The sequence below is a fragment of the Luteimonas sp. A534 genome (genome assembly GCF_054072805.1).
Window position 1 is genome coordinate 569,805 of the sequence record NZ_JBSVRR010000001.1, and the last position, 15,609, is coordinate 585,413.

The window sequence follows — 15,609 nt, forward strand, 5'->3', positions numbered from 1 at the left end:
GCGATCGGCGACAATGCCGCTTTCCGCGCGCACGATACAGGCATGTCCGAGACACGTTCCACGGCCCGCATCCTCGACGGCAGGCGCATCGCCGACGAGCTCCTGCACTCGCTCAGGCTGCGGGTCGAGGCGCGCACGGCCGCCGCCCATGCACCGCCCGGCCTGGCGGTGGTCCTGGTGGGAGACGATCCCGCATCGCGCTCCTACGTGCGCAACAAACGCCGGGCCGCGGGCATCGTCGGCATCCGCGCGCTCGACTTCGACCTGCCCGAAGGCACCACGGAAGCCGAGCTGCTGGCGCTGATCGACCGCCTCAACGCCGATCCCACGGTCCACGGCATCCTGGTGCAGCTGCCGCTGCCGGGCATCCCCGACGCCACCCGCCTGATCCACCGCATCGACCCGCGCAAGGACGTCGACGGCTTCCATCCGGAGAACGTCGGCCACCTGGCGCTGCGCCAGTTCGGCCTGCGTCCCTGCACGCCGCGCGGCATCACCACGCTGCTGGCCTGGACCGACCGCCCGGTGCGCGGGCAGAGCGCCACCATCGTGGGCGTGAGCAACCATGTCGGCCGGCCGATGGCGCTGGAGCTGATGATTGCCGGCTGCACGGTGACGAGCTGCCACAAGTTCACGCCGCCCGAGGTCGTGCGCCGCCACGTCGGCGAGGCCGACATCCTGGTGGTGGCCGTCGGCAAGCCCGGCCTGATCCCGGGCGACTGGGTGAAGCCGGGCGCGGTGGTGATCGATGTCGGCATCAACCGCCTTGACGATGGCCGACTGGTCGGCGATGTCGGTTTTTCCGCGGCGGCCGAGCGTGCCAGCTGGATCACGCCGGTCCCCGGTGGCGTCGGGCCAATGACGGTGGCGACCCTGATGCAGAACACCCTGGAAGCCGCCGAAGCCCTCGAGGCCTCCGGCACCGACGCCTGAGCGGGACGCCGCATCCCGCCGCCGGGGCGCGCCGGCGCCACTGCGGCCGGGTACAATGTCGTGCTTCACCACCACTGGCACGGCCATGCTGCGCATCCAGGCTGAAGCACTGACCTACGACGACGTTTCGCTCGTTCCGGCGCATTCCATCGTGCTGCCCAAGGACGTTTCGCTCGCCACCCGTTTCACGCGCGACCTGCGCCTGAACATCCCGATCGTGTCCGCCGCGATGGACACCGTGACCGAAGCGCGCCTCGCCATCGCCATGGCCCAGCTCGGCGGCATCGGCATCATGCACAAGAACATGAGCCCGGAGCGCCAGGCCGCGCACGTGCTGCAGGTCAAGAATTTCGAGGCCGGGGTGATCCGCGAACCCTTCACCGTCAGCCCGCAGACCTCCATCGGCGAAGTGCTGCGCCTCACCCGCGCGCGCAACATCTCCGGTGTTCCGGTGGTCGACGGCGACCAGCTGGTCGGCATCGTCACCGGGCGCGACATGCGCTTCGAGAAGAAGCTTGACGACCCGGTGCGCAACATCATGACCCGCAAGGACAAGCTGGTCACGGTGAAGGAAGGCGCCAGCGACGACGAGGTCATCCAGCTGCTGCACAAGCACCGCATCGAAAAGGTGCTGGTGGTCAACGACGACTTCCAGCTGCGCGGCCTGATCACGGTCAAGGACATCCAGAAGGCGCAGGACAATCCGGATTCGGCGAAGGATGCCTCCGAGAGCCTGCTGGTCGGCGCCGCGGTCGGTGTCGGTGGCGACACCGAGGAACGCATCGAGCGCCTGGCCGCCGCGGGCGTCGACGTCATCATCGTCGACACCGCGCACGGCCATTCGCAGGGCGTGCTCGACCGCGTGGCCTGGGCCAAGAAGAACTACCCGAAGCTGCAGGTGGTCGGCGGCAACATCGTCACCGGCGACGCCGCGCTGGCGCTGATGGATGCCGGCGCCGACGCGGTCAAGGTCGGCGTGGGCCCGGGCTCGATCTGCACCACGCGCGTGGTCGCGGGCGTGGGCGTGCCGCAGATCACCGCGGTCGACATGGTTGCCGAGGCACTGCAAGACCGCATCCCGCTGATCGCCGACGGCGGCATCCGCTACTCGGGCGACATCGGCAAGGCGCTGGCCGCCGGTGCGTCCACGGTGATGATCGGCGGCCTGTTCGCCGGCACCGAGGAAACCCCGGGCGAGACCGAGCTCTACCAGGGCCGCAGCTACAAGAGCTATCGCGGCATGGGCAGCCTGGCGGCGATGGAGAAGGGCTCCAGCGACCGCTATTTCCAGGACGCCGCCTCGGCCGACAAGCTGGTGCCCGAGGGCATCGAAGGCCGGGTGCCGTACCGCGGCCCGCTGAGCGGCGTGATCCACCAGTTGCTCGGCGGCCTGCGCGCGACCATGGGCTACGTCGGCTGCGCCACGGTCGAAGACATGCGCAGCAAGCCGCAGTTCGTGAAGATCACGGGCGCGGGCCAGCGCGAAAGCCACGTCCACGACGTGCAGATCACCAAGGAACCGCCGAACTACAGGGCCGGCTGATGCGCCGCTCGCGATCCTCCCGCACGCAGTCGCCGGCGCGCCGCATCCTGCTGCGAGGCCTCGCGCTGGCCGTGCTGGTCGCGGTGGTGCTCTACGGCTACGGCTTCTACCGCGACTGGCAGCTGCGCGACTCCTGCACCGGCAATGGCGGTGAGTGGAATGCCGAGCTCGAGCAGTGCACGTTCCGCCTCACGCTCCCCGAACAGACGCCCCCGAATCCGACCCCATGACCGACCTGCACCGCGACAAGATCCTGATCCTCGACTTCGGCGCGCAGTACACGCAGCTGATCGCGCGCCGCGTGCGCGAACTGGGCGTGTACTGCGAGATCTGGGCCTGGGACCACGATCCCTCGGAGATCGCCGCCTTCGGCGCCAAGGGAATCATCCTGTCCGGTGGCCCGGAGTCCACAACGGTCGAGAATGCCCCGCGCGCGCCGCAGGAAGCCTTCGACAGCGGCCTGCCGCTGCTGGGCATTTGCTATGGCATGCAGACCATGGCCAAGCAGCTGGGCGGCGAGACCGAGTCCGCCGACGCGCGCGAGTACGGCCACGCCGAGGTCACCCTGGTCGCGGCCGATACCCTGTTCGGTGACCTCAACGACCACGGAAGCCAGCCTGCGCGCCTGGACGTGTGGATGAGCCACGGCGACCACGTCGCCAAGGCGCCCCCGGGCTTCACCGTCACCGCCAGCACACCGCGCGTGCCGGTCGCCGCATTTGCCAACGAAGACAAGCGCTGGTACGGCGTCCAGTTCCACCCTGAAGTCACGCATACGAAGTCTGGCCAGGCGCTGCTGCGCCGCTTCGTGGTCGACGTCTGCGGCTGCGACACGCTGTGGACTGCAGAGCACATCATCGAAGACCAGGTCGCGCGCGTGCGCGAGACCGTTGGCTCGGACGAGGTGATCCTGGGCCTGTCGGGCGGCGTTGATTCGTCGGTGGTCGCGGCGCTGCTGCACCGTGCGATCGGCGACCAGCTCACCTGCGTCTTCGTCGACACCGGCCTGCTCCGCTGGCAGGAAGGCGACCAGGTCATGACGACTTTTGCCGACGCTTCCGACGCGCATGGACTTGGCATCCGCGTGATCCGCGTGGATGCGCGCGAGCGCTACTTCAGCGCACTGGCCGGCGTGACCGATCCGGAGGCCAAGCGCAAGATCATCGGCAACCTGTTCGTCGAGATCTTCGAAGAGCAGGCCGGCAAGCTCGCGAACGCGAAGTGGCTGGCGCAGGGCACGATCTATCCGGATGTGATCGAGTCGGCCGGCAGCAAGACCGGCAAGGCGCACGTCATCAAGAGCCACCACAACGTCGGCGGCCTGCCCGAGCACATGAAGATGGGCCTGGTCGAGCCGCTGCGCGAACTCTTCAAGGACGAGGTGCGTCGCATCGGCGTCGCGCTGGGCCTCCCGCACGAGATGGTCTACCGCCATCCGTTCCCCGGCCCCGGCCTGGGCGTCCGCATCCTCGGCGAGGTCAAGCCCGAGTACGCGGACATCCTCGCGCGGGCGGACGCGGTCTTCATCGAAGAACTGCGCAAGGCGGGGCTGTACGACAAGACCAGCCAGGCCTTCGCCGTGTTCCTGCCGGTGAAGTCGGTCGGCGTGGTCGGCGACGCGCGCGCCTACGAATGGGTGATCGCGCTGCGTGCGGTGGAAACCATCGACTTCATGACCGCGCACTGGGCGCACCTGCCGTACGACTTCCTCGGCCGGGTGTCGAACCGGATCATCAACGAGGTGCGGGGTGTTTCCCGCGTCGTCTACGACATCAGCGGGAAGCCACCGGCCACCATCGAGTGGGAGTGAGCCGGGTCAGAAGGCCCAGGTAAGGAGCAGCGCGGCGCGCCCGTCGGCCAGGCCGGCGTCGCCCACGGAGTCGGACAGGATTTCGCCGTAGCTCGAGGTGTCGCTGTACTGCAGCTTGGCGTTGATCGGGCCGAAGTCGCGGTCAAGCGATACCAGCCAGTCGCTGTAGCTGTCGCCGGCGGCATCATCAAGGTCGTAGTGGCCGGCCTGCGCGCCCAGGGTGAAGCCGCTGTCGCCCAGCGGGAACGCGGCGCCCGCGTAGTAGTACCAGCCTTTGGCATCCAGGTTGAAGATGTCCGGGGAATAGGCCACGCCGACGTGGTAATGCTCGGCAATGCCGAGCGTCGCCTCGATCTCGGTGTAGTCGATGTCGTAATCGCTGCCGTTGTGGCCGGGGTAGGCCACGCGGGACAGGAACACGTCCAGTTCGGTGCCGCCGCCCAGCTCGCCGGCCCAGCCGATGTACGCATTCACTTCGTGGTCGATGCCGTCTTCGCCGTCGCCGAAGTCGACGTTCGAGGCAAAGGCGCCCACGTAGAAGCCGCTCTGGTGCTCCACCATGGCCTCGATCTGCAGCGCGGGATCCTCCTGGGTCTGGGACACGCCGCGCCAGACGTAATCGCTGGCAGCGACCACCTCGCCACTGAACGACCACGCGGCCTCGGCCTCCTGCGCATGGGCGGGCAGGGCGGTCGAAACCAGGGCCGCGAGCGCGACGCACAGTGGCAACTTGGGCATGTCTTTTCTCCGTGCCCGGGCCCGGGCGAGGCGCGGGACGATACACCCCCGCGGCCTGCGGGTAAATTCGCGTTGACACCGCCCGGACGCACTCCGAACATGCCTGCCTTGCCACCGTTCCGGAGAACCGCCGTGTCCCTGCGCCTCGCCCCGCTTGCCTGCGCCTTGTTCCTCGTCGCCTGCGGAGGCAGCCAGCCCGGATCCGCCGACCCCGACGCTCCCGCGGGCGCCGAGGAAAAGGTGCTGAATGTGTACAACTGGTCCGACTACGTCGCGCCCGACACCATCGCCAACTTCGAAGCGGCGACCGGCATCAAGGTCAACTACGACGTCTATGCCGAGAACGAAACGCTGGAAACCAAATTGACCGCCGGCGGCTCGGGCTATGACGTGGTGTTCCCCTCCGCGCGTCCGTTCGCGCAGCGCCAGATCAGGGCCGGCCTGTTCGCGCCGCTGGACAAGGCGAAGCTCCCGAACCTGGCGCACCTGGATCCGGCGATCATGGACGGCCTGGCCGACATCGATGCGGGCAACGCGCACGTCTTGCCGTACATGTGGGGCACGACCGGCCTGGGCGTGAACGTGGACAAGGTCAAGGCCGTGCTCGGCGAAGACGCGCCGCTGGATTCCTGGGGGCTGCTGTTCGACCCCGCCAACGCCGCCAAGCTGGCGTCCTGCGGCATCAACGTGCTCGACGACGACCAGGAAGCCTTCGGCGCCGCGCTGCTGTGGCTGGGCCGCGATCCGAACGCGGGCGCCGCCGACGAGATCGACGCGGTCAAGCAGGTCTACGCCGCGATCCGCCCCTACGTGCGCACCTTCAACAACGCCGAGTACAAGGACGCGCTGGCCAATGGCGATGTCTGCGTGGCGATGGGCTATTCCGGCGACATCGGCCAGGCGCGCGATGTCGCGGTGGAAGCGGCCGAAGCAACCGGGCGCCAGGCGCCGGACATCCGCTACGTGATCCCGAAGGAGGGCGCGATCCGCTGGACCGACGTGATCGCGATCCCGAAGGATGCCCGCCATCCCGGCAATGCCCACGCCTTCGTCAATTACCTGATGGAGCCGGAGGTGATCGCGGCGATCACCGACAACGTCGCCTACGCCAACGCCAACCTGGCCGCCACCGGCCTCATCGACCCGGAGATCGCCGGCGACGAAGGCGTGTATCCGCCCGAAGCGGTGCGCGCCAAGCTGGTCGATCCCACATCGCTGCCTGAAGACATGCAGCGCCTGCGCGTGCGCGCCTGGACCGCGATCAAGAGCGGTCGCTAGGCGATGTCCGTTCCCGCGCGCAGCGTCGCGTCGGAGCCGTGGGGGGATCCCGCCACGCAACCCTTCGTGCGCATCGAAGGCGTGACCCGGGCCTTCGGCAAGGTCTACGCCTGCGATGACGTGTCGCTGGACATCTACCGCGGCGAGTTCTTCGCGCTGCTGGGCGGCTCGGGTTCGGGCAAGAGCACGTTGCTGCGCATCCTTGCAGGGCTGGAGGCGCCGGACCAGGGCCGGATCCTGATCGACGGGATCGACGTTACCCACCTGCCGCCCTACCAGCGGCCGGTGAACATGATGTTCCAGAGCTATGCGTTGTTCCCGCACATGACGGTCGAGCAGAACATCGCCTTCGGGCTGCGCCAGGACCGGCTGCCCGCGGGTGAGATCCGCGACCGCGTGCAGGCGATGCTGGAGCTGGTGCGCATGCCGCAGCTGGGCAAGCGCAAGCCGCACCAGCTCTCGGGCGGCCAGCGGCAGCGCGTGGCCCTGGCGCGTGCACTGGCGAAACAGCCCAAGCTGCTGCTGCTCGACGAGCCGCTGGGCGCACTCGACCGGCGCCTGCGCGAGCACACCCAGTTCGAGCTGGTGAACATCCAGGAGCGCGTCGGCACCACCTTCATCATGGTCACCCATGACCAGGAAGAAGCGATGACGATGTCGTCGCGCATCGCGGTGATGGACACCGGCCGCATCGTCCAGGTGTCGACGCCGGCGGTGCTGTACGAGTATCCGGCCACGCGCTTCGTGGCCGAGTTCATCGGCGGCATCAACATCTTCGAAGGCCGGGTGCTCGGCACCGACGAGGCCTCGGGCCAGGCCAGGATCCAGTGCGATGCGCTGGACGCCGAGCTGCTGGCCCGCCACGCCGACCCGCTGCCCGAAGGCACCGCGGTGAGCGTCGCCGTGCGCCCGGAGAAGATCGACGTCCACGAGGCGCCGCCGGCACGCGGCACCGCCGCCACCGAGAACGTGGTGGTGGGGAAGGTGCGTGACATCGCCTATCTCGGCGACGTGTCGATCTACCAGGTGGAGACCGAGGCCGGCGCCATCGTGCGCGTGCAGGAAACGCACGTGGCGCGCAGCTCCGAGCCGCACTACGACTGGGACGACACGCTCTGGCTGTCGTGGGAGGCCGCCAGCGCGGTGCTGCTGACCGCATGAACAGTGTGCGTAACGTAGGGCTCTGGGATTTCTGGTTCGATGTCGTGCGGAACCTGTTCGGCTGGTTCCGCGCGGTCGGCCACGAGTTCCGCACGCGCCGCGGCCGCTTCCTGGTGACCTCGTTGCCGATGCTGTGGCTGGGCCTGTTCTTCCTGGTCCCGTTCCTGATCGTGCTGAAGATCAGCTTCTCGCAGGCGGTGTTTGGCCAGGCACCGCCGTACACCGCGCTGATCGAACACACCGCCGATGGCGCCGCCTCGCTGCGCCTGCACGTGTCGAACTACGCGATGCTGCTCAGCGACCCGCTGTACGTCGCGGCCTACCTGAAGTCGCTGCTGTTCGCCTCGGTGTCGACGGTGTTCTGCCTGCTGCTGGGCTACCCGATCGCCTACGGCATCGCGCGCGCGACGCCGGTGCGGCGCCTGCTGCTGCTGGTGCTGGTGATCCTGCCGTTCTGGACCAGCTCGCTGCTGCGCACCTACGCGCTGATCGGCATCCTCAAGGCCAACGGCCTGCTGGCGCAGGCACTCTCGGCCGTCGGGCTGGTTGATCCCGGGTTCGCGCTGCTGCATACCGACATCGCCGTCTACATCGGCATCGTCTACAACTATCTTCCCTTCATGATCCTGCCGCTGACCGCGACCCTGATGCGGCTGGACTTCACCCTGCTGGAGGCCGCCGAGGACCTCGGCGCCAAGCCCTGGCACGCGTTCCTGCGGGTCACGCTGCCGCTGTCGATGCCGGGCATCATCGCCGGCGCGCTGCTGGTGTTCATCCCTGCGGTCGGCGAGTTCGTGATCCCGGACATCCTTGGCGGCCCCGATGCGCTGACCATCGGCCGCGTGCTGTGGATCGAGTTCTTCACCAACCGCGACTGGCCGCTGGCCGCCGCGGTGACCATCGCGATGCTGGTGATGATCGTGCTGCCGACGCTGGTGTTCGAGTACTTCGAGAACCGGCGCGTGGAGCAGGAGGCCGAGGGGTGAAGCGCACGCCGTTCTTCCTGTACACGGCGATGGCCCTGGGCTACGCCTTCCTGTACCTGCCGCTCCTGTCGGTGATGGTGTACTCGTTCAACGCATCGCGCGTGGCCACGGTCTGGGGCGGCTTCTCCACACGCTGGTACACCGCGCTGCTTGCCAACGACCAGCTGCTGGACGCGGTGCAGCGCAGCTTCACCATTGCCGCCATCACGGCCACCGCGGCGGTCTGCCTCGGCACCGCCTGCGGCCTGGCACTGTCGCGCTTCGGGCGCTTCCCGGGGCGTGGCCTGCTCAGCCTGATGAACTCGGCGCCGATGGTGATGCCCGACGTGATGATGGGCCTGTCCTCGCTGCTGCTGTTCGTCACCCTGCAGCAGGCCTTCGGCTGGCCCGACCGCGGCATGCTGACGATCACGCTCGCGCACATCACCCTGACCGCCTGCTACGTCACCGTCATCGTGCGTTCGCGCATGGCGGGCATGGATGACAGCCTGGAAGAAGCGGCAATGGACCTCGGTGCGCGCCCCTGGCGGGTGTTCTTCGTGATCACCCTGCCGCTGATCGCGCCGGCGCTGCTGGCGGGATGGCTGCTGGCATTCACCCTGTCGCTGGACGACCTGGTGATCGCGAGCTTCACCTCCGGCCCGGGTTCGAGCACCTTGCCGATGGTGGTGTATTCCAAGGTCAAGTTGGGCGTGACGCCGGAAATCAACGCCCTGGCAACGATCATCGTGGTGCTGGTGGCACTGGGCGTGAGCGTCGCGGGGATAGTGATGCACCGCCGGCGCCCCGCAGCCTGAGCCGAAGTCAGGCGACGGGATCGGGGTCGGGGAACACCAGCATCTCGGCGCTCCCGGCGATGTGCGAGGTCGTCAGCACGTCGAGCACGCGGTCGCAGGCGGCACGCACCGCGTCCTCGAGTCCGGCGCCGGCCAGCAGGCGGCCGGCAAGCGTCGCGCTGAAGAGATCGCCCGTGCCCTTGGGCGTGGTGTCCAGGCGCGCATGCTCGATGATCCCGGCGCCGGCGCCATCCACCGCGGCCACCCGCATCGTGCCGCTGCGCCAGCCCGCCGGCGCCGCGCTCGTGGCCACGACCCAGCGCGTGCGTCCGACCAGCAGTGCGCGGGCGGCCTCCACCACCTGGTCGATATCGGCCACGGGCCGACCCGTCAGCAGGCCGAGTTCGAAGGCATTGGGGACCAGGCCGTCGGCCAGCGGCAGCAGGTGGCGACGGTAGGCCTCGACCATGCCGGGGTCGACATAGACGCCGACGTCCTCGTCGCCGATCACCGGGTCGATGAATACCTGGATCTCCGGGCGCGAGCGGAGCAGGCCCTCGATCCAGCGCGCCAGCACCTCGGCCTGGGCCGGGCCGCCGAGATAGCCGACCACCACCGCACGCAGCTCGCGCAGCGCATCGCGTGCCAGCAGATCGTCCAGGTAGCCCCGGAACCAGTCCAGCGGAATGGGGCCGCCGTGCATGGTGGCGTGGTGGGGCGTATTGCTCAGCACCACCGTCGGCACCGCAGCCACGCGCAGGCCCATGGCCTGCAGCGCCGGCACCGCGATGGTGTTGCCGACCTGGCCATAGACGACCTGCGACTGCACCGAGACGACCTCGATCTGCATCGGCTGGAGGGAAGGCGAACCGGATCCCACGATGGATGACCTCGCTGCGTGGCGGCGACCGGCCCTGCACGGTTGCAGGCGGATGATCCGGGCATTTTACGCCGCGGGTAGCCACTAGAATGGCCGCCATGCCGGAACTCACTCCGCCCACCGCCGAGGACGAGCGCGATCAGGCCTGGATGCGCCAGGCGCTCGCGCTGGCCGATCGGGCGGCACGGGACTTCGACGAAATTCCGGTGGGCGCGCTGCTGGTCGACGCTGCCGGCCAGGTGCTGGGCGAGGGCTGGAACCGCAACATCGGCGACCACGACCCCAGCGCTCACGCCGAGATCGTGGCGATGCGCGTGGCGGGCAGGGCGCTTGGCAACCACCGGCTGCTCGGCTGCACGCTGTACGTGACGCTGGAGCCCTGTGCGATGTGCGCCATGGCGATGGTGCATGCCCGCATCGCGCGGGTGGTCTACGGCGCCAGCGATCCCAAGACCGGGGCCGCGGGCAGCGTGTTCGACCTGCTTGCCGACCCGCGCCACAACCACCGCCTGGAGGTCGTTGGCGGCGTCCTGGGCGACGAGGCCGGCAGCCGCCTCCGCAACTATTTCCGCGCCAAACGGGGCCTGGCGCCGGACTGAGGCGCGTTATCATGCGCGTCCTGACAGGCAACGAGGAGCGAGGGTGGGCAACGAAGACCGGCTGGTGTGGATCGACCTTGAAATGACCGGGCTCGACACCGACCACGACACCATCCTCGAGATCGCGACCGTGGTCACCGACGCCGACCTCAACGTGCTGGCGGAAGGCCCCGAGCTGGCCATCGCCCAACCGCTGGCGACGCTGGAAGCGATGGACGAATGGAACCGCAACCAGCACGGCGGCTCCGGGCTGTGGCGGCGCGTGCTGGAGGAAGGCGTGCCGATGGCCGAAGCCGAGGCGCGCACGCTGGAGTTCCTGGAACAGTGGCTGCCCGCGGGCAAGTCGCCGATCTGCGGCAACTCGATCTGCCAGGACCGGCGCTTCCTGCACCGGCGCATGCCAGCCCTGGAGCGATGGTTCCACTACCGCAACCTCGACGTCAGCACGCTCAAGGAACTGGCCCGGCGCTGGGCGCCCCAGGTGCACGCCGGCCTCCGCAAGCAGGCCGCCCACACCGCACTCAGCGACGTCCACGACTCCATCGCCGAACTGCGCCACTACCGCAACGCCATGGGCGCCTTCGCCCCCCACGACTGACCGCCAGCCATCTGCTGGTGTGGGAGCAGCTATAGCTGCGATGGACGCACCTGTACAAGCTCGATCGCGGCCATGGCCGCTCCCACAGAAGATTCGGTGCAAAAAAAGAAGGCCGGGCTACGAAGCCCGGCCTTCCTTGTTTGCGACAGACGGACCCGCCTCAGCCAGCCGACTTCGCCTTCGACTTCGCCAGCTTCAGCCACGTGTCCACCACCGTGTCCGGATTCAGCGACACCGACTCGATGCCTTCCTGCATCAACCACTCGGCCAGGTCCGGATGGTCGCTGGGGCCCTGGCCGCAGATGCCGATGTACTTGCCTTTGGCCTTCGCCGTCTGGATCGCCATCGACAGCAGCTTCTTCACCGCCGGGTCGCGCTCGTCGAACAGGTGCGCGACTACCGCGGAGTCGCGGTCCAGTCCGAGCGTCAGCTGGGTCAGGTCGTTGGAGCCGATCGAGAAGCCGTCGAACATGTCCAGGAACTCGTCGGCCATCAGCGCGTTGGAAGGCACTTCGCACATCATGATCACCTTGAGCCCGTTGACGCCGCGGCGCAGGCCGTTGGCGGCGAGCACCTCGAGCACGCGGCGGCCTTCGTCGAGCGTGCGCACGAACGGGATCATCACCCAGAGGTTGTCCAGGCCCATGGTCTCGCGGACCTTGAGCACGGCGCGGCACTCGAGCGCGAAGGCCTCCGCGAAGGCCTTGTCGACGTAACGGCTGGCGCCGCGGAAGCCGATCATCGGGTTCTCTTCCTCGGGCTCATAGCGCTGGCCGCCGATGAGGTTGGCGTACTCGTTGGACTTGAAGTCCGACATGCGCACGATCACCGGGTTCGGCGCCACCGAGGCGGTGAGGGTGGCGATGCCTTCGGCCAGGCGGTCGACATAGAACGACACCGGATCGGCGTAGCCGGCGGCGCGGGCGTCGATCTTCTTCTTCGTTTCCGCGTCCTGCCTGTCGTACTCGAGCAGCGCGTTGGGATGCACGCCGATATGCGCGGCGATGATCATCTCCAGGCGCGCCAGGCCGATGCCGGCGTTGGGCAGCTGGCCGAAGTCGAATGCCCGCTCGGGGTTGGCGACGTTCATCATGATCTTCAGCGGCGCCTCGGGCATCGAGGTGAGATCCGTGGTGATGCGCTCGAAGGGCAGGGTGCCGGCGTAGATGAAGCCGGTGTCGCCCTCGGCGCAGCTCACCGTGACCTCCTTGCCGTCCTCGATCATGTCGAGCGCATTGCCGGTGCCGACAACCGCCGGCACGCCCAGCTCGCGCGCGATGATCGCGGCGTGGCAGGTGCGGCCACCGCGGTTGGTGACGATGGCGGCGGCACGCTTCATCACCGGCTCCCAGTCGGGATCGGTCATGTCGGCGACCAGCACGTCGCCGGGCTGCACGCGGGCCATGTCGTCGAGCGAGCGCACCACGCGCGCCACGCCGGAACCGATCTTCTGGCCGATGGCACGGCCCTCGCAGACCACGTCACCGCGCGCACCGAGAATGAAGCGTTCGATCTGCGTGGCCTTGGCGCGCGACTTCACCGTTTCCGGGCGCGCCTGGACGATGAAGAGCTTGCCGGTGTTGCCGTCCTTCGCCCACTCGATGTCCATCGGGCGGCCGTAGTGTTCTTCGATCGTCAGCGCCTGGCGCGCGAGCTCGTGCACGTCCTCGTCGTTGATCGAGAAGCGGTTGCTCAGTTCGTCGGGCGTGTCCTCGTTGCGGACGCGCTCGCCGGGCTGGTCGGAATAGACCATGCGGATCTGCTTGGAGCCCAGCGAGCGGCGCAGGATGGCCGGGCGATCCTTGCGCAGCGTGGGCTTGTAGACGTAGAACTCGTCCGGGTTCACTGCGCCCTGCACGACGTTCTCGCCCAGGCCATAGCTGGAGGTGATGAACACCACGTCGCGGAAGCCGGACTCGGTGTCGAGCGTGAACAGCACGCCCGAGGCACCCACGTCCGAACGCACCATCAGCTGTACGCCCGCGGACAGGAACACGTCTTCGTGCTTGAAGCCGTGGTGCACGCGGTAGGCGATGGCGCGGTCGTTGTAGAGGCTGGCGAAGACTTCCTTCACCTTCACCACGACGTCGTCGGCGCCCGTGACGTTGAGATAGGTCTCCTGCTGGCCGGCGAAGCTCGCATCCGGCAGGTCTTCGGCGGTGGCCGAGGAGCGCACCGCGACAGCCACATCCTGGCCGCCATTGTCCGCGCACAGCTTGGCGTAGGCGGTGCGGATGTCGGCCTCGAGCGCGGGCTGCAGCGGCGCGTCGATCACCCAGCCGCGGATCTCGCCGCCGGCGCGGGTGAGTGCGGCCACGTCCTCGACGTCGAGCGTGGCCAGCCTGTCGAAGATCCGCTGCTCCAGGGTGTTGTGGGCGACGAAGTCCTTGAACGCGTCGGCGGTGGTGGCAAAGCCGCCGGGCACGGAGACGCCGAGCCGGGCCAGGTTGCCGATCATCTCGCCAAGCGAGGAATTCTTGCCGCCGACCTGGGCCAGGTCAGTGAGGCGAAGGTCGTCAAGCCACAGGATGTTGGCGCTCAAGGCGGACTCCAGGGGAATTTCGGTGTAACGGTGGGGAAGGCTGCACGGGCCTGCGGCGCCGGGCGTCGAGTTTGGCTATTTTAGCAAGCCAACCCGCCGCGGCGCCCGCGGCCCCCAAGGAAAACACGCATGTCGAGCCCGCGTCCGGTCTTCTACGTCTCCGATGGCACCGGAATCACCGCCGAAACCGTCGGCCACAGCCTCCTGACCCAGTTCCGGAGCTCGGCCTTCGCCACCGAGCGGATCCCGTTCGTCGACAGCGTCGAGCGCGCGCACGAGATCGCCGGCCGGATCCGCGATGCAGGCGCGGCCAGCGGCACGCGCCCGATCGTGGTCAACTCCTGCGTCAACGCCGACTTCACCGCCGCCATACAGGGCAGCGGTGCGCTGGTGCTGGACGTGTTCGAGCCCTTCATGAGCCTGCTGGAGGCGGAGCTGGGGGAGACCCGGCAGCCGCGCGTGGGCCAGGCCCACGGCATGGTCGACTTCGACGCGTACCACAAGCGCATCAACGCCATGAACTACGCGCTCACCCACGACGATGGCATGTCGATCAACTACGACAACGCCGACGTGATCCTGGTGGCGGTCTCGAGGGCAGGGAAGACGCCGACCTGCGTGTACCTGGCGCTGCACCACGGGATCGCCGCCGCCAACTACCCGCTGACCGAGGAAGACCTCGAGCACGACCGCCTGCCGCCGCGGCTGCGCGCCCACCGCGCCAAGCTGTTCGGGCTGACCATCGATCCGGTGCGGCTGCAGCAGATCCGCCAGGAGCGCCGGCCGAACTCGCGCTATGCCGAGCTCGAGACCTGTAAGCGGGAAGTGGCGGCGGCCGAGGCGCTGTTCCGCGCCGAGCGCATCCCGGTGCTCAGCACCACGCACACGTCGATCGAGGAAATCTCCAGCAAGGTGATGAGCACCTTGGGCATCCGCCGCGGCATGTTCTAGCGGCCGGGAGACTTCACAGACTGGGCCGCGTGCAGCAGGGCGTCAAGCTGCCCCGTCACGCGCGCGGCGTGTAGCATCGAGGCATGTCGCAACTCGTCGCACGCCGCCTGAAATTCCCCACCCTCAGCCGTTTCGGCTGGTTGATGGCGCTGTACGCCGAGAACCACACACGCCTGGTGCGGCTGCTCGAACCCGGCGACCTGGCCGAGGGCGCCTACGTCTCCAGCATCGGCGACGGGCTCGACCTGCGCCTGGACGTGATCGAACGCCATGCCTACACCAGCCAGCTGCGCCTGGCCTACGTCGGCCTGCCCGACCCGGTGACCGGCGAGCCCGATCCCTCCGCCTACCTGCGCCTGTACCGCGACGCGCGCCAGGTGGAGGCCACCCATTGCTACGTCGGCCGCCGCTGGCAGGACGCGATCGGCATGTTTCCGCCGCCGGCCGAAGTACTCGGCCACCGGCTGCGGATGAACACCTTCCTGGGCAAGTGGCTGCAGTACCTGGCCGAGCGGGGCCACGGCGTGGCCACCCTGCGGCCGCTGCCGCTGTGTCCTCCAGGACCGCCGGTGCTATCGTCGGCGGGCAGTTCCCCCGACAGCACAAAGGTGAACCCATGACGACGAAGCTCGACAAACCACTGAAGCGCGAAGTGCAGATCGGCGACAAGGCCTACACCCTCACCATCGACCCGTCCGGGCTGAAGCTGGTGGAGAAGGGCCATCGAAAGGGCATCGAGGTCGACTGGGCCGAGATCGCCGCGCGCGACAGCAGCGGCTGAACGACCGGAAAGCACGCTGGACGCGCAAAGAAA

Annotated in this window: 16 protein-coding genes; 13 read left to right on the plus strand and 3 right to left on the minus strand. The window is 68.4% G+C overall.

What is annotated here, in order from left to right; all coding sequences use genetic code 11:
- Nucleotides 1–42: 42 nt before the first annotated feature.
- From folD to guaA, 4 genes are all read left to right on the plus strand, one after another.
- Nucleotides 43–933 (plus strand): bifunctional methylenetetrahydrofolate dehydrogenase/methenyltetrahydrofolate cyclohydrolase FolD, encoded by an 891-nt coding sequence (gene folD / locus ACW5F0_RS02600; RefSeq protein ID WP_456964468.1) that lies wholly within the window; start codon nt 43–45, stop codon nt 931–933.
- 85 nt (nt 934–1,018) lie between these two features.
- Nucleotides 1,019–2,476: an IMP dehydrogenase gene (gene guaB / locus ACW5F0_RS02605; RefSeq protein WP_456998959.1), complete on the plus strand. Its 1,458-nt coding sequence runs from the start codon at nt 1,019–1,021 to the stop codon at nt 2,474–2,476.
- The gene (locus tag ACW5F0_RS02610) at nt 2,476–2,706 is read left to right on the plus strand and encodes a hypothetical protein (RefSeq protein WP_456964470.1); all 231 of its coding nucleotides are present in this window, start codon (nt 2,476–2,478) and stop codon (nt 2,704–2,706) included. The genes guaB and ACW5F0_RS02610 overlap by 1 nt, the downstream gene beginning before the upstream one ends.
- On the plus strand, nt 2,703–4,286 hold the full coding sequence (gene guaA, locus ACW5F0_RS02615; RefSeq protein WP_456964471.1) for a glutamine-hydrolyzing GMP synthase: 1,584 nt from the start codon (nt 2,703–2,705) through the stop codon (nt 4,284–4,286). The genes ACW5F0_RS02610 and guaA overlap by 4 nt, the downstream gene beginning before the upstream one ends.
- A gap of 6 nt (nt 4,287–4,292) precedes the next feature.
- Here the strand turns inward: guaA and ACW5F0_RS02620 are convergent, their stop codons facing one another.
- Nucleotides 4,293–5,024, minus strand: a complete 732-nt coding sequence (locus tag ACW5F0_RS02620; protein ID WP_456998960.1) for a TorF family putative porin — start codon at nt 5,022–5,024, stop codon at nt 4,293–4,295.
- A gap of 132 nt (nt 5,025–5,156) precedes the next feature.
- Between ACW5F0_RS02620 and ACW5F0_RS02625 the strand changes: the two genes are divergently transcribed.
- From ACW5F0_RS02625 to ACW5F0_RS02640, 4 genes are read left to right on the plus strand one after another with little or no spacing between them, the layout of a single operon-like run.
- Entirely contained in the window at nt 5,157–6,302 is a 1,146-nt protein-coding gene (locus ACW5F0_RS02625) for a polyamine ABC transporter substrate-binding protein (protein ID WP_456964473.1), read from the plus strand.
- Between the two features lie 3 nt (nt 6,303–6,305).
- On the plus strand, nt 6,306–7,463 hold the full coding sequence (locus ACW5F0_RS02630) for an ABC transporter ATP-binding protein (RefSeq protein WP_456998962.1): 1,158 nt from the start codon (nt 6,306–6,308) through the stop codon (nt 7,461–7,463).
- Nucleotides 7,460–8,449 carry an ABC transporter permease subunit gene (locus ACW5F0_RS02635; RefSeq protein ID WP_456964475.1) on the plus strand — a complete coding sequence of 330 codons (990 nt, stop codon included), beginning with the start codon at nt 7,460–7,462 and terminating at the stop codon, nt 8,447–8,449. Before ACW5F0_RS02630 ends, ACW5F0_RS02635 begins: the two co-directional genes overlap by 4 nt.
- A complete protein-coding gene (locus tag ACW5F0_RS02640) occupies nt 8,446–9,246 on the plus strand; it encodes an ABC transporter permease subunit (protein WP_456964476.1) in 801 nt (266 codons plus the stop codon). The genes ACW5F0_RS02635 and ACW5F0_RS02640 overlap by 4 nt, the downstream gene beginning before the upstream one ends.
- Before the next feature lie 7 nt (nt 9,247–9,253).
- On the opposite strand, the gene pdxK is transcribed toward ACW5F0_RS02640, so the two are convergent.
- Nucleotides 9,254–10,075, minus strand: coding sequence for a pyridoxine/pyridoxal/pyridoxamine kinase (gene pdxK, locus ACW5F0_RS02645; protein ID WP_456964477.1), 822 nt, complete (start codon nt 10,073–10,075; stop codon nt 9,254–9,256).
- A 119-nt stretch (nt 10,076–10,194) separates the two neighbouring features.
- Between pdxK and tadA the strand changes: the two genes are divergently transcribed.
- Together tadA and orn are read left to right on the plus strand one after the other, a co-directional pair.
- Nucleotides 10,195–10,704: a tRNA adenosine(34) deaminase TadA gene (gene tadA / locus ACW5F0_RS02650; protein ID WP_456998963.1), complete on the plus strand. Its 510-nt coding sequence runs from the start codon at nt 10,195–10,197 to the stop codon at nt 10,702–10,704.
- A 43-nt stretch (nt 10,705–10,747) separates the two neighbouring features.
- Complete coding sequence (orn, locus tag ACW5F0_RS02655; RefSeq protein ID WP_456964479.1) at nt 10,748–11,302, plus strand: oligoribonuclease; 555 nt, start codon at nt 10,748–10,750, stop codon at nt 11,300–11,302.
- Between the two features lie 160 nt (nt 11,303–11,462).
- On the opposite strand, the gene ppsA is transcribed toward orn, so the two are convergent.
- Nucleotides 11,463–13,844, minus strand: a complete 2,382-nt coding sequence (gene ppsA / locus ACW5F0_RS02660) for a phosphoenolpyruvate synthase (protein WP_456964480.1) — start codon at nt 13,842–13,844, stop codon at nt 11,463–11,465.
- Nucleotides 13,845–13,973: 129 nt separating this feature from the next.
- Here ppsA and ppsR point away from each other — a divergent pair, with 129 nt between their 5' ends.
- The 3 genes from ppsR (at nt 13,974) to ACW5F0_RS02675 (ending at nt 15,576) form a co-directional block, all read left to right on the plus strand.
- Nucleotides 13,974–14,795, plus strand: coding sequence for a posphoenolpyruvate synthetase regulatory kinase/phosphorylase PpsR (gene ppsR, locus ACW5F0_RS02665; RefSeq protein WP_456964481.1), 822 nt, complete (start codon nt 13,974–13,976; stop codon nt 14,793–14,795).
- 83 nt (nt 14,796–14,878) lie between these two features.
- Nucleotides 14,879–15,415 (plus strand): DUF1249 domain-containing protein, encoded by a 537-nt coding sequence (locus ACW5F0_RS02670; protein ID WP_456964482.1) that lies wholly within the window; start codon nt 14,879–14,881, stop codon nt 15,413–15,415.
- On the plus strand, nt 15,412–15,576 hold the full coding sequence (locus tag ACW5F0_RS02675) for a hypothetical protein (protein ID WP_456964483.1): 165 nt from the start codon (nt 15,412–15,414) through the stop codon (nt 15,574–15,576). The genes ACW5F0_RS02670 and ACW5F0_RS02675 overlap by 4 nt, the downstream gene beginning before the upstream one ends.
- Nucleotides 15,577–15,609 lie beyond the last annotated feature (33 nt).

Coding starts and splice junctions, on each gene's coding strand:
- ppsR (WP_456964481.1), top strand. CDS start 13,974: ATGTCGAGCCCGCGTCCGGTCTTCTACGTCTCCGATGGCACCGGAATC.
- folD (WP_456964468.1), top strand. CDS start 43: ATGTCCGAGACACGTTCCACGGCCCGCATCCTCGACGGCAGGCGCATC.
- ACW5F0_RS02635 (WP_456964475.1), top strand. CDS start 7,460: ATGAACAGTGTGCGTAACGTAGGGCTCTGGGATTTCTGGTTCGATGTC.
- pdxK (WP_456964477.1), bottom strand. CDS start 10,075: ATGCAGATCGAGGTCGTCTCGGTGCAGTCGCAGGTCGTCTATGGCCAG.
- tadA (WP_456998963.1), top strand. CDS start 10,195: ATGGCCGCCATGCCGGAACTCACTCCGCCCACCGCCGAGGACGAGCGC.
- guaA (WP_456964471.1), top strand. CDS start 2,703: ATGACCGACCTGCACCGCGACAAGATCCTGATCCTCGACTTCGGCGCG.
- ACW5F0_RS02670 (WP_456964482.1), top strand. CDS start 14,879: ATGTCGCAACTCGTCGCACGCCGCCTGAAATTCCCCACCCTCAGCCGT.
- guaB (WP_456998959.1), top strand. CDS start 1,019: ATGCTGCGCATCCAGGCTGAAGCACTGACCTACGACGACGTTTCGCTC.
- ACW5F0_RS02630 (WP_456998962.1), top strand. CDS start 6,306: ATGTCCGTTCCCGCGCGCAGCGTCGCGTCGGAGCCGTGGGGGGATCCC.
- ACW5F0_RS02675 (WP_456964483.1), top strand. CDS start 15,412: ATGACGACGAAGCTCGACAAACCACTGAAGCGCGAAGTGCAGATCGGC.
- ACW5F0_RS02620 (WP_456998960.1), bottom strand. CDS start 5,024: ATGCCCAAGTTGCCACTGTGCGTCGCGCTCGCGGCCCTGGTTTCGACC.
- ACW5F0_RS02610 (WP_456964470.1), top strand. CDS start 2,476: ATGCGCCGCTCGCGATCCTCCCGCACGCAGTCGCCGGCGCGCCGCATC.